This window comes from Mesorhizobium sp. INR15 (assembly GCF_015500075.1).
Lineage (GTDB): Bacteria > Pseudomonadota > Alphaproteobacteria > Rhizobiales > Rhizobiaceae > Mesorhizobium.
On the sequence record NZ_CP045496.1, the window covers coordinates 3,673,446 to 3,687,701 of the forward strand.

Here is a 14,256-nt window from a genome sequence, read left to right on the forward strand (position 1 = left end):
ACGGCGTGTCGGACGGAGAGGTCTTTTGACGATGCGTGGAAAAGTCACAATTTCGCTGCTGGCAGTCGCCTGCCTTGCCGCTGGCGGGCTGTATCTTTCGCCGACCGCGATGAGCAAAGTGCAGCAACTCATGGGCGCAAAGCAGGCGGCGGCGTCGGACAAGCCGGCTGCTGCCACGGACAAGTCCGGCGGCGGCGGAAGCGCCGCGCGCTCGGCCTCGATCGTGTCGGCCACCGCATCGACCGCCGATTTTCCGGTCCGCCGCTACGCCATCGGCTTTGTGTCGTCTCCCGCCGTGGTCAACATCAATGCACGCGTGTCCAGCCAGATCGTCTCGATCGATGTGAAGGACGGTCAGATGGTGAAGGCCGGCGATGTCCTGTTCTCGCTGGACGACCGGGCATTGAAGGCGCAACTCGCCAAGGACCAGGCGACGCTGGCCAAGGACCAGGCGCTGCTTGCCAGTTCGGCGTCGGATCTACAGCGCGCCAAGGACCTGGTTGCCAAACAGGCCGGTACGCAGCAGACCTATGATCAGGCCGTCGCTGCTCAGAAGGCCGCGGCCGCCACCGTGGAGGCGGACAAGGCAACACTGGATGCCGACGCTGTCCAGCTCGGCTTTGCCACGATCAAGGCGCCGATTGCCGGCCGGCTGGGCGCCGTCAGCGTTGCCGTCGGCGACCTCGTCACGCTCAGCAATGGCAACAGCAGCACGGCGACGCCCCTGGTGACGATCACCCAGATGGACCCGCTGCAGGTCAACTTCAACCTTCCCGAAAGCAACCTTGCCTTGCTGCACAAGGCATTGGCGAGCCCGCAACAAGGTGCTGTCACGCTGACCACCGACGGCAGCCCGACACCCGTCGGCAAGGGCACGCTCGATTTCGTCGATTCCAGCGTCGACACCGCTTCGGGCACGATCGCGACGCGGGCAAGCGTGCCCAATTCCGATCTTTCGCTTTGGCCAGGCCAGTATGTGAATGTCGTGCTCGACGCCGGCACAATGCCGCAGATGACGTCGGTACCCACTGTCGCGGTGCAGCCCAGCCAGAAGGGCCCGTTCGTCTACGTCGTCAAGAGCGACAACACGGTTGAGATGCGGCCGGTGCAGGTCGCGCTGACCGAAGGCGCGAACAGCGCCATCAGCCAGGGCCTGAAAAGCGGCGAGAAGGTCGTCGTCGAGGGACAGACAAAGCTGAAGAATGGCTCGGCCGTGCATGAGGGCAAGGCCGGCGGCGGTGATCAGGCAGCGCCCAAGGTGGCTGAGGCCGACAAGCCCGCGGCCAAAGCCGGGGCCGTCGAGGCGCAGCCATGATTTCCGAATTTTGCATCCGCAGGCCCGTCGCCACGCTGCTCATGTCGTTCGCCCTCGTGCTGGGCGGACTGTTTGCCTACAAGTTCCTGCCGGTGGCCGCACTGCCAAGTGCCGAGTTTCCGGTGGTCAATGTCTCGGCGTCGCTGCCGGGCGCTTCACCGGAAACCATGGCGACTTCCGTGGCAACGCCACTGATCAAGCAATTCGCCACCATTGCCGGCATCGATTCGATCTCGACCACCAACTCGCTTGGTTCGACTTCGATCGCCATCCAGTTCGTGCTCAACCGCAATATCGATGCCGCCGCGGCCGATGTGCAGGCGGCGATCGCGCGCACGCAGAAGTCGCTGCCTCCGGAGATGACCAGCCCGCCAAGCTACCGAAAGGTCAATCCGGCCGACGCGCCGATCCTGCTGATGTCGCTGGTCAGCGATTCCGTTCCGCTGACGGACCTCGATGCCTTCGCCGAAAACGTCATCTCGCCATCGCTGTCGACGATCGACGGCGTGGCCCAGGTCTCGATCTTCGGCCAGCAGAAATACGCCGTGCGCGTCCAGATCGATCCGACAGCGCTCGCTGCGCGCGGCATTTCAATCGACCAGTTGCAGACGGCGATCGCCTCGGCCAACAGCAACACGCCGCTTGGCGTGCTGCAGAACAACCAGCAGCAGCTGACCATCACCGCCAACACCCAGCTGACCAACGCAGCGGGTTTTTCCAACCTGATCATCGCCACCAAGAACGGCCACCCGGTGCGGCTGGGCGAGGTGACCCGCGTCATCGATTCGGTGCAGACCACGACGACAGCAAGCTGGTATGACGGGACGCGGGCCATCATCATGGCCGTGCAGCGCCAGCCCGACGCCAATACCGTGGATGTCGTCGATCACGTCAAGGCGATGCTGCCGTCCTTCCAGGACCAGTTGCCGGCGGCGGCGAACATCAAGCTGCTCAACGACCGTTCGACCTCGATCCGCTCCGCTGTCGACGACGTGCAGTTCACGCTGCTGCTTACCATCCCCCTGGTGGTGATGGTGATCTTCCTGTTCCTGCGCCGCGTCACGGCCACCATCATTCCGGCGGTGGCGGTGCCGATCTCGCTTATCGCCACGCTCGGCGTCATGTTCCTGTTCGGCTTTTCCATCGACAACATCTCGCTGATGGGTCTGACGCTGGCTGTCGGCCTCGTCGTCGACGATGCCATCGTGATGCTCGAAAACATCTTCCGTCATATGGAAGAGGATGGGCTTTCGGCTCTCGAAGCCTCGCTCAAGGGTGCGCGCGAAATCGGCTTCACCATCATCTCGATCTCGATTTCGCTGGTCGCCGTGTTCATTCCCGTGCTGCTGATGGGCGGCGTCATCGGGCGCATCTTCAACGAGTTCGCCGTGGTGGTGACGGTCGCCATCCTGGCGTCGATGTTCGTGTCGCTGACACTGACGCCGATGTTGTGTTCGCGGCTTTTGTCGGTGTCGAAGGCCGAGCGCGAGGCAGCCCACAATCAGGAGCAGAAGCATAATTTCTTCATGCGCGGTTATGACTGGCTGCTGACTTTCTGCCTGCGCCACACATTCCTGGTTTTCCTGGTTTTTGTCGGAACAGCCGCCGCCTCGGTCTGGCTGATCCAGATATCGCCGAAAGGCTTCTTCCCGCAGGAGGATATCGGCCAGATTTCCGTGACAACCATAGCGCGCCAGGACATCTCGTTCGACGCCATGGCGAAGCTGCAGGGGCAAGTGGCGAATGTCTTCTCCCACTCGCCCTATGTCGACCATGTAGCCTGGTCGGCGGGCAGCGGCGGCAATGCGCTGAACCAGGGCCAGCTCTTCGTGCAGCTGAAAAGCAAGGACCAGCGCCCTGACATCGACAAGGTGCAATCGGATTTGCGCAAACAGCTGGCCAATGTGCCGGGCATCGAGGCCTACATGCAGCCGGTGCAGAACCTGCGCCTGGGTTCGCGTCAGTCCGCCAGTGCCTACCAGCTGGTTGTACAGGGCCTCGATACAGGTGCCACCGACGTCTGGGCTCAGAAACTTTCGGATGCGATGGCGGCCGATCACAGCACTTTCGCCGATGTCACCAACGATCTGCAGAACAACGCGTTGCAGGCGTCGCTGGTGATCGACCGCGACAAGGCGGCGACGCTCGGCATTGACACCAATACGCTGCGCTCCAGCCTGTACGGCGGTTTTGGCACCCAGCAGGTGTCGACCATTTTCGGTTCCGCCGACAGCTATGAAGTCGTCATGGAACTCGATCCGAAGATCGAATGGTCGCCCGAGCGGATGCTGGCCATCCAGGTGCGGACTTCCAGCGGCAGCCTTGTGCCGCTCGGCGCCTTCGCTCGTGTCGACAGGACTGCCGGCGCGCTCACCATCAACCAGCTTGGCCAGCTTCCGGCGGTCACCATTTCCTACAATCTGCCGCAAGGCGTGGCGCTTGGCGACAGCGTGACGAAGATCAATGCGCTGAAGGAGAAGATCGGCCTGCCGCAAGCGATCTCGACCACCTTCGCCGGCACGGCCAAGACATTCCAGGATTCGCTGGCCAACCAGGGCATGCTGATCGGCGGCGCCATCCTGACCATCTATATCGTGCTCGGCATCCTCTATGAGAGCTTCATCCATCCGCTGACCATCCTGACCGGCCTGCCGTCGGCGGTGCTGGGTGCGCTGGTGGCGTTGCGCCTGGCCGGAATGGACCTGTCGGTCATTGCCGTGATCGGCATCCTGATGCTGATCGGCATCGTCAAGAAGAACGGCATCATGATGATCGACGTCGCGCTGGAATTGCGACGGGAAGGCATGTCGCCGATCGAGTCCATCCACAAAGCCTGCATCATGCGGTTCCGCCCGATCATGATGACGACGCTCGCCGCGCTGATGGGCACGATCCCGATCGCGCTCGGCACCGGCGCAAGCGCTGAACTGCGCCAGCCGCTTGGCGTGGCGGTGGTCGGCGGTCTCATCGCATCGCAGGCGCTGACGCTGTTCGTGACGCCGGTGATCTATGTCTACATGGAGAATTTCTCCGGCTGGCTGGTCGGCCTGTGGTCGAAGCGCAAGGGCACGCCTGCCCCGGACGATAGCGTCGGCCAACTGTCGCTCTTCAAGCCTCGCGAAGAGGTGTCGCCGGAACCGCAGCGCGCCGCCGCCGAGTAGGCGCGGGGCCAGCGCCGTGTCGCTGGCCCAAGGCGTTGCGCTTGCGGCCAACGGACGGCAATCGTAGTTTGCCGCCATGTCACACGATCACGATCATAACCACGACAATGAACTCGACCCGTTCGCCGCGCGCGTCCGTGCGCTCGAAACCATCCTCACCCAGAAAGGGCTGATCGATCCGGCGGCCATCGACGTCATCGTCGATACCTATGAGACCAGGATCGGTCCGCGCAATGGCGCCAGGGTGGTGGCCAAAGCCTGGGCCGATGCTGATTTCGCCGACTGGCTGAGACGCGACGCGACGGCGGCGATCGGTTCGCTTGGCTATACCGGCCGGCAAGGCGAGCACATGCAGGCGGTGTTCAACACGCCGGACACGCATAACCTCGTCGTCTGCACCTTGTGCTCCTGCTATCCATGGTCGGTGCTCGGGCTCCCGCCGGTCTGGTACAAGGCGCCTCCCTATCGTTCGCGCGCGGTGATCGATCCGCGCGGTGTGCTGGAAGAGTTCGGGCTGATGCTGCCAGCGGACAGGAAAATCCGCGTTTGGGATTCGACAGCGGAGCTGCGTTATCTCGTCGTGCCGATGCGGCCCGATGGCACCGTAGGCTGGAGCGAGGAGCGGCTGGCCGATCTGGTGAGCCGCGATGCCATGATCGGCACCGGCCTGGCGAGGCAACCGGCATGAACGGCCCCCAGGACCTCGGTGGCCAGATGGGTTTCGGGCCGGTGGCCCCGGAAGTGGACGAACCATATTTCCACGCCGAGTGGGAAAAGCGGGCGCTGGGCGTGACGCTCACGGCCGGTGGCATGGGCGCCTGGAACATCGACGAGAGCCGGCATGCCAGGGAGTCGCTGCATCCTGCGGACTATTACGCTTCAAGCTACTATGAGATCTGGATCAAGGCGCTGGAAACCCTGCTCAAGCGGCACGGGTTTATCACGGAGCGCGACCTGAAGGCAGGCGCTGCTGTCGACGCGGCGGCGACACCCAAACGGGTGCTGAAGGCCGAGAACGTCGCGGCGGTGCTGGCCAAGGGCGGTCCTTGCGACCGGCCGATGGCGCAGGCCGCTCGGTTCAAGGCGGGCGACCCGGTGCGGACAAAAAATTTCAACCCAACCGGCCATACCCGCCTGCCGCGTTATGCCCGTGGCAAGCAGGGAACAATCGAGGCCGTGCGCGACGGCTTTGTCTTTCCCGACAGCAACGCACCTGGAAATGGCGAGGACCCGAAATGGGTTTACACGGTGGTTTTTGATGGCCGCGAGATTTGGGGCGAGGGCGCCGATCCGACACTGACTGTTTCGATCGACGCCTGGGAGAGCTACCTTGAGCCGGCATGAGATGAAAGCACCGGCGCCGATACTACCCGCTAATGTCGACACGCCGGTGTTCGCCGAACCCTGGCAAGCGGAAGCTTTCGCCATGACGGTGGCGCTGCATGACAAGGGCCTGTTTTCGTGGGGCGAGTGGGCTGATGCGCTGTCGGCGCAAGTGAAGAAGCCGGAAGCCGCGGCCGACGGCCACGACTATTACGAACATTGGCTGGCGGCGCTGGAAACGCTTCTGGCCTCGAAAGGCGTCGCTCCGACGGCCGAGGTTGACGCCTTGGCCGAGGCTTGGGAGCGCGCCGCCCATGCCACGCCACACGGCAAGCCGATCTTGCTGGAGAATGCCCGCGAGCTTGACCGCGGATCGTAGCGGCCTGGCCGCAGGTCGTGGCAATTCGAGCCGGTAGGCTGTGGCGGCTGCACCATTGCGGACATCTGGTCAAACTGCGACCATATCGACCATGATGAAAAGTCCGTTGCGCCATGGCCTTTGCTGCCTTGCAGGCGCTTTAGGTATGGCTCTGGTTATCGGGCAGGTTTGGTGGCTGTTCTTAGAGATTGATAGGGTCGCCGTCGCCGCCGTTGGGTGGCTGATTGGGCGGGGTACCTACGTCTGACGAAACGGGTTGAGCGGTCACCGCCGTAAGGACAGCGCGCTTGTCTAGCCTTGGCTTCTCGTACCGCTTCATGTGCCGCATCCTGCCTGTGCAAGCCTGCCTAGCAGGGCTTAAGGCTTCGTGTCCATGCCGGGTTTTTCAAATATGTAATCGCCTTGTGGCTGATAGCCTGATCCGTCGGAGGCGCTCGTTTCGTCGCCGGCGGGGTGGATATGGTGGCAACTATCTTGTCTTTCCCTTGCGAATCCGGTCTGTCGCGCTGATGGAATTCTCTCCCCAACAGGATGAGGCGTTGCAGGCGGTCGCTCGCTGGCTCAAAGAGGGCCGGCCGCAGCTGTTCCGGCTGTTCGGTTATGCAGGCACGGGCAAGACGACGCTCGCGCGCTATTTCGCCGAACATGTGGATGGCCAGGTGCAATTCGCCGCCTTCACCGGCAAGGCGGCGCAGGTGCTGCGTTCCAAGGGCGCGGTCAATGCCCGCACCATCCATTCGCTGATCTACAGGCCCAAGGGCGAGGAATCGGTCTCGGATGAGGTGACCGGCAAGACCTCGATGTCGCCGACCTTTTCGCTCAACCGGCAGAGCCCGATCACGCGGGCGAAGCTGGTTGTCATCGACGAATGTTCGATGGTGGACGAGCAGCTTGGACGCGACCTGATGAGTTTCGGCACCCCCATCCTGGTGCTCGGCGATCCCGGCCAGTTGCCGCCGATCTCGGGCGGCGGTTTCTTCACCGACCATGAGCCCGATTTCCTACTGACCGAAATTCACCGGCAGGCGCGCGACAATCCGATCCTGCGGCTGGCGCTCGACGTGCGCGAGGGGCGCGAATTCATGCGCGGCGATTACGGCACGGCGCAGGTGATCGGCAAGGAAGACGTCACCCAGGAGCTGGTGTTGAAAGCCGACCAGGTGCTGGTCGGCACCAACCGCACGCGGCGCCGCTACAATCAGCGCCTGCGCGAGCTCAAGGGTTTCAATGCCGATTACCCGCAAGCCGGCGACAAGCTCGTCTGCCTGCGCAACGATCCGGCCAAAGGCCTGCTCAACGGCTCGCTGTGGAAGGTAATGACCTCCTCGCGCGAAACGGTGAAGCCCGGTATCAACCTGCTGGTATCGCCGGAAGAGGACGATCCGGATCGTGGCGTCGCCAAGATCAAGCTGCTCAAGGCGGCGTTCGAGGATCCCGACGCCGACATTCCGTGGCAGCAGAAGAAGCGTTTCGACGATTTCGACTATGGCTATGCGCTGACCGTGCACAAGGCGCAGGGTTCGCAGTGGAACGACATCGTGCTGTTCGATGAAAGCTGGGCGTTCAAGGAAACCCGCCAGCGCTGGCTCTACACCGCGATCACCCGCGCTGCCGAACGGCTGACGATCGTCCGGTAATCAGACTGAACCACGCGGCTTGGCGCCCAGCCATTGCCAAGCCTCATCCTCGGTCGTGAAATGCCTGAACTCGATCGGCGATGCGGCAGGCAGAAAGCCCTTGGCATCGGCTATCCAGTTCGGCTCGCCGACCGCCGCGCAGCGGCCGATGTGCTGCAACGCATGGACCGTGCCCTGTTTGAGCGTCTCGTCGGCCATTTCGATCCAGTCGACGCCATCATGGTCGATCACCCGCACCAGCACGTCTATGCGTGGGTGTAGCGCATAGGCTGCCTCCAGCAGGCCGAACAGGTTCTCTCCGTCGGCGGATGAGACATGACCAACGACATCGATGGCGAAAAGATCATCGCGATCCGTGTCGAGGCGGCGGATCGCCGGTATGGATTCGAGAAAATTCATAGGCGAGCCTCCGTTCCCGGGACAGGGTTGCCCTTCTGGAACACCGGAAACTCCTATCTGTTCCCGCCAAAGGCGCTATAGATGCCGGAAAATTCAGCCGGACGCCCAAGCCATGCCCGCAAAACTATCCGTCAATCTCAACGCCATCGCCATGCTGCGCAACCGCCGCGACCTGCCATGGCCAAGCGTGACGGGGATCGGACGTATCGCGCTTGCGGCGGGAGCGCATGGGCTGACTGTGCATCCGCGTCCTGACGAGCGCCATACACGAAATTCCGATCTGCCAGAGATCAGAGCGCTGATCGACGACGAGTTTCCACAGGCTGAATTCAACATCGAGGGGTATCCGACCGAGGATTTCCTGGCGCTTGTGGAAAAACATCAGCCCGAACAGGTGACGCTGGTGCCGGATGATCCGGCCCAGGCGACGTCGGACCACGGCTGGAACTTTGCCGCCGAGGTCGCGTTCCTGGCACCGATCGTCAAGCGTTTGAAGAAGGGTGGCTTTCGCGTGTCGTTGTTTTCCGATCCTGATCCTGCCGGGGTGAGCGCCGCGCGCGACACCGGCGCGGACCGTATCGAGCTTTATACTGGCCCCTATGGCGGCTATCATTCAGATTCAGCAAGGGCAGCTAAAGAGCTGGAAAGGCTCGGAAAAACGGCTGACGCCGCCTTCGCGGCCGGGCTCCAGGTCAATGCCGGGCATGATCTCGTGGTCAGCAATTTGCCGGCACTGGCAAAGCGCATTCCGGCACTGGCGGAAGTGTCGATCGGACATGGGTTGACAGCCGATGCGTTGGAGTATGGCATGGCCGGCACGGTGAGACGATTCCTGAAGGCTGGTGGGTGGTAGGGTTTAAGCCGTTGCAGGTATGGCAGCCGTCGCGCAATTATCATCTCGCAACAGCCAGCGTAGAGCGCCGCGCTTGTCGGAGTGTGGTTGATGGCACTTGCCAACAGCGGTAGCGAGGCGGAAACCGCCGAACAGCCGAACCATTCGCATTCAGAAAAGCAGAGTACCAAGGTTTTGGTACTGGGTGCCCTCGGCGTGGTCTATGGCGACATCGGCACCAGCCCTATATACGCCTTCCGCGAAGCGCTTCATGCCTCGCCCGGCAACGATACACGCAGCGACGTGCTCGGCGTCCTATCGCTGATCGTTTGGGCGCTGACCATTATCGTGACGATCAAGTATGTGGCTTTCGTGCTTCGAGCCGACAACAAGGGCGAGGGCGGAACACTATCTCTCATGTCGCTCGCGCGCAGCGCCTACCCGAAAAGGGCCCGACTCATTCTGGCGATCGGGCTATGCGGAGCGGCGCTGTTTTTCGGCGATGCCATCATAACGCCGGCGATCTCCGTGCTTTCAGCTGTCGAAGGCCTCGAGGTAGTCACACCCACGCTGGACGCCTATGTCGTTCCCATCACGCTGCTGATCCTGGCGATCCTGTTTTCCGTGCAGCGCTTCGGCACGGGAAAGGTGGCGGCTGTGTTCGGACCGGTGACCGCGTTGTGGTTCCTGGCCATCGGGATAGCCGGCATTTATCACCTGATGGACGATCCCTCGGTGCTGCTGGCAATCAATCCTTACTATGCGTTCGCTTACCTTGCCGGCACGCCCTCCGCCGCGTTCGTGACGGTCGGCGCCGTGTTCCTGGCGGTTACCGGGGCAGAGGCGCTTTATGTCGATCTTGGCCATTTCGGGCGCAAGCCAATCGTTCTGGCGTGGTTCTCCGTGGTCTTCCCGTGCCTGTTGCTGAACTATTTCGGACAGGGCGCCTTCGTTCTGGCAAATGGCGGCAGGCCGACCAATCCCTTCTTTCAGATGCTGCCGGATTGGGCCCTGATGCCGATGGTTGGCCTGGCAACGGCCGCGACCGTTATTGCCAGCCAGGCGGTCATTTCAGGGGCTTTTTCACTCACCCGGCAGGCCGTGCAGCTCAACCTCCTGCCGCGTATCGAGGTTCAACATACGTCCGAAATGCAACTCGGCCAGATCTATATGCCGCGCGTCAACCTGCTCATTGCGCTGGGAGTGATGCTTCTGGTCGTCGGTTTCGGCAGTTCGAGTTCGCTGGCTTCCGCCTACGGTATCTCGGTGACTGGCGAAATGCTGATGACAACCATCCTGCTCTTCGTGGTGATGCGCAAGATGTGGAAGTGGCGGCTTTCGCTGGCGCTAGGACTGGCGCTGCTGTTCGGCATCATCGACAGCGGGTTCTTCCTGGCGAATGTCGTGAAGATCGTCGAAGGCGGATGGGTATCCATCACCGTCGCCTGTCTGATGGGACTGATCATGTGGACATGGATACGCGGCACCCGCTATCTGTTCGACAAGACCCGCCGCAACGAAATCCCGCTCGACTTCCTGGCCGGCAATCTCTTGAAGAAGAAGCCGCATCTGGTCGCCGGAACCGCCGTGTTCCTGACCAGCGACCCACTAAGCGCGCCGACCGCGCTGATGCACAGCCTGAAGCACTACAAGGTGCTGCACGAGCAGAACGTCATCCTCTCGGTGGTGACCGCGCCGCAGCCGGTGGTTTCAGACAGCGACCGCGTCAAGATGGAGACGATCAACGAGCTGTTCATGCGGGTGACCCTGACGTTCGGCTATATGGAACAGCCCAACATTCCGCGCGCGCTGGCGATCTGCCGCAAGCAGGGCTGGAAGTTCGACATCATGACGACGTCCTTCTTCCTGTCGCGGCGTTCGCTGAAAGCCTCGCCCAATTCCGGCATGCCGGTGTGGCAGGACAGGCTGTTCATCGGCCTGGCGCGCACCGCGGCGGACGCCACGGAATATTTTCAGATCCCGACCGGACGCGTTGTCGAGATCGGTACGCAAGTCGCGATCTGACCCGCGACCCTATTCCGCGCCAGAACGCCGGATGGATCGCGATTCGCCGAGCAAAGCGTTGCGGGCATGGCAGCCATAGTGTCAGCGCACTTGATATTGCACCGCAGCAAGCGTAGAGCACCGCGCGTTCATCGGAGTGTCTTACATGGCCCTTGCCAATGCTGGTAGTGAGGCAGAACCCGTCGACCAATCGAGCCATCCTGAAACCGAGCAGCACAGCACCAAGGTGTTGATGCTGGGCGCGCTCGGCGTGGTCTATGGCGATATCGGTACCAGCCCGATCTATGCGTTTCGCGAGGCGCTGGTGGCGTCGTCGGGCGGCCAAGTCGCCGACCGTGGCGATATCCTGGGCGTGCTGTCGCTGATCATCTGGTCGCTGACGATCATCGTCACCATCAAATACATCATGTTCGTGCTGCGCGCCGACAACCGGGGCGAGGGCGGTGTGCTGTCGCTGATGGCGCTGGCGCGTGGCAGTTTTCCGAAGCGCTCGGCGCTGATGCTCGGCGTCGGTATCGTCGGCGCTTCACTGTTTTTCGGCGACGCCGTCATCACGCCCGCGATTTCGGTGCTTTCGGCTGTCGAGGGCATGAATGTCGTTACCCCCGCGTTCCAGCCCTATGTCGTGCCGCTGACACTCGTCATTCTCGCCATGGTGTTCGCGGTGCAGCGTTTTGGCACCGGCGGCGTGGGACTGGTATTCGGCCCGGTGACAGCGGTCTGGTTCCTCGCCATCGGTCTTTCCGGCCTCAACCACATTGTCGCAGACCCGGAAATCCTGTTGGCGATCAGCCCTCATTACATCGTCGCCTTCCTGATCCATTCGCCCGATGTCGCCTTCGTCACCATCGGCGCGATCTTTCTTGCCGTCACCGGCGCCGAGGCGCTCTATGCCGATCTCGGCCATTTCGGCCGCAAGCCGATCGTGCTTGCCTGGTTGTCTATCGTATTCCCGTGCCTTCTGCTCAATTATGCCGGGCAGGGTGCCTTCGTGCTGTCGAAGAACGGTGTCGTCGGACATCCGTTCTTCGAGATGAACGAGGGCTGGACGCTGATTCCGATGGTGGTGCTGGCAACCGCCGCAACCGTCATCGCCAGCCAGGCGGTGATTTCGGGTGCCTTCTCGCTGACCAGGCAGGCGGTGCAGCTCAACATGCTGCCGCGCCTGGTAATCCAGCACACCTCCGAAAAACAGTCCGGCCAGATCTACATGCCGCGCGTCAATCTGCTGCTGGCGCTGGTGGTGATGATGCTGGTGGTCGGGTTCGGTGAATCCAGCAAGCTGGCTTCGGCCTATGGTATCTCGGTGACCGGCAATATGCTGGTGACCACCGTGCTGCTTTATGTCGTCATGACCCGTATCTGGAAATGGCGGCTGTGGGTGGCGGTTAGCCTGACAGCCTTGTTCGCCTTCATCGATGTCGGCTTTTTCGCCTCCAACATCGTCAAGGTGTTCGAAGGCGGCTGGGCCTCGCTGGCCGTTGCCTTCACCATCGTGCTGGGGATGTGGACTTGGGTGCGCGGCAGCCGATATCTCTTCGACAAGACCCGCCGCAACGAAATCCCGCTCGATTTCCTGGCCGGCAATCTGTTGAAGAAGAAGCCGCAACTGGTATCCGGCACCGCCGTGTTCCTGACCAGCGATCCCTTGAGCGCGCCGACCGCGCTGATGCACAGCCTGAAACACTACAAGGTGCTGCATGAGCAGAACGTCATCCTCTCGGTGGTAACGGCACCACAGCCCGTGGTGCCTGACAGCGATCGCGTCAAGATGGAGACGGTCAACGAGCTGTTCATGCGGGTGACGCTGACCTTCGGCTACATGGAGCAGCCCAACATCCCGCGCGCGCTGGCGATCTGCCGCAAGCAGGGCTGGAAGTTCGATATCATGACGACGTCCTTCTTCCTGTCGCGGCGCTCGCTCAAGGCTTCGCCCAATTCCGGCATGCCAGTGTGGCAGGACCGGCTGTTCATCGGACTGGCGCGCACGGCCGCCGATGCAACGGAGTATTTCCAGATCCCGACCGGGCGTGTGGTCGAGATCGGTACGCAGGTGGCTATCTGAGGGTTTAGCGCGCATAAAGTGCCGAGGAGGCAGCTATGAGCGGCGAATTGGTGCTTGTTACCGGTGGCTCCGGCTTCCTCGGCGCCCACTGTATCCTTGAACTGCTGAACGCGGGCTACCGCGTGCGTACGACCGTGCGGTCCAGCAAGCGCGAGGCCGATGTTGTCGCCATGCTCAGGGCTGGTGGGGTCGAGCCGGGTGACAGGCTTACCTTCGCCATTGCCGATCTCATGGCCGATACGGGCTGGCCGGTGGCCGTGGCCGGGTGTGACTATGTCCTGCATGTCGCTTCGCCGTTTCCGCCTGGTGTGCCAAAACATGAAGACGATCTGATCGTTCCGGCCCGCGAAGGCGCGCTGCGGGTGCTCAAGGCCGCACGTGACGCCGGCGTGAAGCGTGTGGTGCTGACCTCGTCCTTCGCTGCAATCGGCTATGGCAAGATGCCGCCCGGCGGCCGGCCCTTCACCGAGGAGGACTGGACCGACCCCACTGCGAAGGTCAGCGCCTATGTCAAATCCAAGACGCTCGCCGAGCGTGCGGCCTGGGATTTCATCGCCAGGCAAGGTGGGGCGCTGGAGCTCGCGGTGGTCAATCCGGTGGGCGTATTTGGGCCGGTATTCGGCGCTGACCATTCGACGTCGACCGAATTCATCCAGCGCATGTTGAATGGCGCGATGCCGGGCCTGCCGCGCCTGTCCTTCGGCGTGGTCGATGCGCGGGACGTGGCGAACCTGCATATGCTGGCCATGACCAATCCCGCCGCCAAGGGCGAACGGTTCCTGGCGGTTGCCGGTGATTTTATGATCGTGCGGGAGATGGCAGGGACCTTGAAGGCGCGGCTTGGCACTGCAGCTGCGCGGGTCTCGACGCGGGCGCTTCCCGATTGGCTGGTGCGGGTCGTCGGCCTGTTCAACCCGGAAGCAGCACAACTCGTGCCGGAACTGGGCAAGGTCAAGAACGCCACCAACGCCAAGGCGGTGCGCCTGCTCGGCTGGGCGCCGCGATCGCGCGAGGATGCATTGATCGCGACTGGCGAAAGCCTGATCCGGCTTGGGTTGCTCAAGAAATAGGTTGCTGAAGAAATAGCATCCGCACCGGAGCCGAACCAACGGGTCCGGCC

The 14,256-nt window shown here is 62.4% G+C and carries 11 protein-coding genes; 10 read left to right on the top strand and 1 reads right to left on the bottom strand.

What is annotated here, in order from left to right; translation table 11 throughout:
* The first annotated feature begins 31 nt into the window (after positions 1 to 31).
* The 6 genes from GA829_RS17930 to GA829_RS17955 all read left to right on the top strand — a co-directional run bounded on the left by GA829_RS17930 (position 32) and on the right by GA829_RS17955 (position 7,815).
* Positions 32 to 1,315 carry an efflux RND transporter periplasmic adaptor subunit gene (locus tag GA829_RS17930; protein WP_195174039.1) on the top strand — a complete coding sequence of 428 codons (1,284 nt, stop codon included), beginning with the start codon at positions 32 to 34 and terminating at the stop codon, positions 1,313 to 1,315.
* On the top strand, positions 1,312 to 4,476 hold the full coding sequence (locus GA829_RS17935; protein WP_195174040.1) for an efflux RND transporter permease subunit: 3,165 nt from the start codon (positions 1,312 to 1,314) through the stop codon (positions 4,474 to 4,476). Before GA829_RS17930 ends, GA829_RS17935 begins: the two co-directional genes overlap by 4 nt.
* Before the next feature lie 76 nt (positions 4,477 to 4,552).
* Positions 4,553 to 5,164, top strand: coding sequence for a nitrile hydratase subunit alpha (gene nthA, locus GA829_RS17940; protein WP_195174041.1), 612 nt, complete (start codon positions 4,553 to 4,555; stop codon positions 5,162 to 5,164).
* A complete protein-coding gene (gene nthB, locus GA829_RS17945) occupies positions 5,161 to 5,820 on the top strand; it encodes a nitrile hydratase subunit beta (RefSeq protein WP_195174042.1) in 660 nt (219 codons plus the stop codon). The genes nthA and nthB overlap by 4 nt, the downstream gene beginning before the upstream one ends.
* A 1-nt stretch (position 5,821) precedes the next feature.
* Entirely contained in the window at positions 5,822 to 6,178 is a 357-nt protein-coding gene (locus GA829_RS17950; RefSeq protein WP_195179716.1) for a nitrile hydratase accessory protein, read from the top strand.
* 509 nt (positions 6,179 to 6,687) lie between these two features.
* Complete coding sequence (locus GA829_RS17955; RefSeq protein WP_195179717.1) at positions 6,688 to 7,815, top strand: ATP-dependent DNA helicase; 1,128 nt, start codon at positions 6,688 to 6,690, stop codon at positions 7,813 to 7,815.
* Here GA829_RS17955 and GA829_RS17960 read toward each other — a convergent pair whose 3' ends face one another.
* A complete protein-coding gene (locus GA829_RS17960; RefSeq protein ID WP_195174043.1) occupies positions 7,816 to 8,214 on the bottom strand; it encodes a SpoIIAA family protein in 399 nt (132 codons plus the stop codon). It lies immediately after the preceding gene.
* A 112-nt stretch (positions 8,215 to 8,326) separates the two neighbouring features.
* Here GA829_RS17960 and GA829_RS17965 point away from each other — a divergent pair, with 112 nt between their 5' ends.
* The 4 genes from GA829_RS17965 (at position 8,327) to GA829_RS17980 (ending at position 14,206) form a co-directional block, all read left to right on the top strand.
* Positions 8,327 to 9,067, top strand: coding sequence for a pyridoxine 5'-phosphate synthase (locus GA829_RS17965; RefSeq protein WP_195174044.1), 741 nt, complete (start codon positions 8,327 to 8,329; stop codon positions 9,065 to 9,067).
* Between the two features lie 90 nt (positions 9,068 to 9,157).
* On the top strand, positions 9,158 to 11,071 hold the full coding sequence (locus GA829_RS17970) for a potassium transporter Kup (RefSeq protein WP_195174045.1): 1,914 nt from the start codon (positions 9,158 to 9,160) through the stop codon (positions 11,069 to 11,071).
* A 145-nt stretch (positions 11,072 to 11,216) separates the two neighbouring features.
* Complete coding sequence (locus GA829_RS17975; RefSeq protein WP_195174046.1) at positions 11,217 to 13,136, top strand: potassium transporter Kup; 1,920 nt, start codon at positions 11,217 to 11,219, stop codon at positions 13,134 to 13,136.
* 35 nt (positions 13,137 to 13,171) lie between these two features.
* On the top strand, positions 13,172 to 14,206 hold the full coding sequence (locus GA829_RS17980) for an SDR family oxidoreductase (RefSeq protein ID WP_195174047.1): 1,035 nt from the start codon (positions 13,172 to 13,174) through the stop codon (positions 14,204 to 14,206).
* Positions 14,207 to 14,256: the final 50 nt, after the last annotated feature.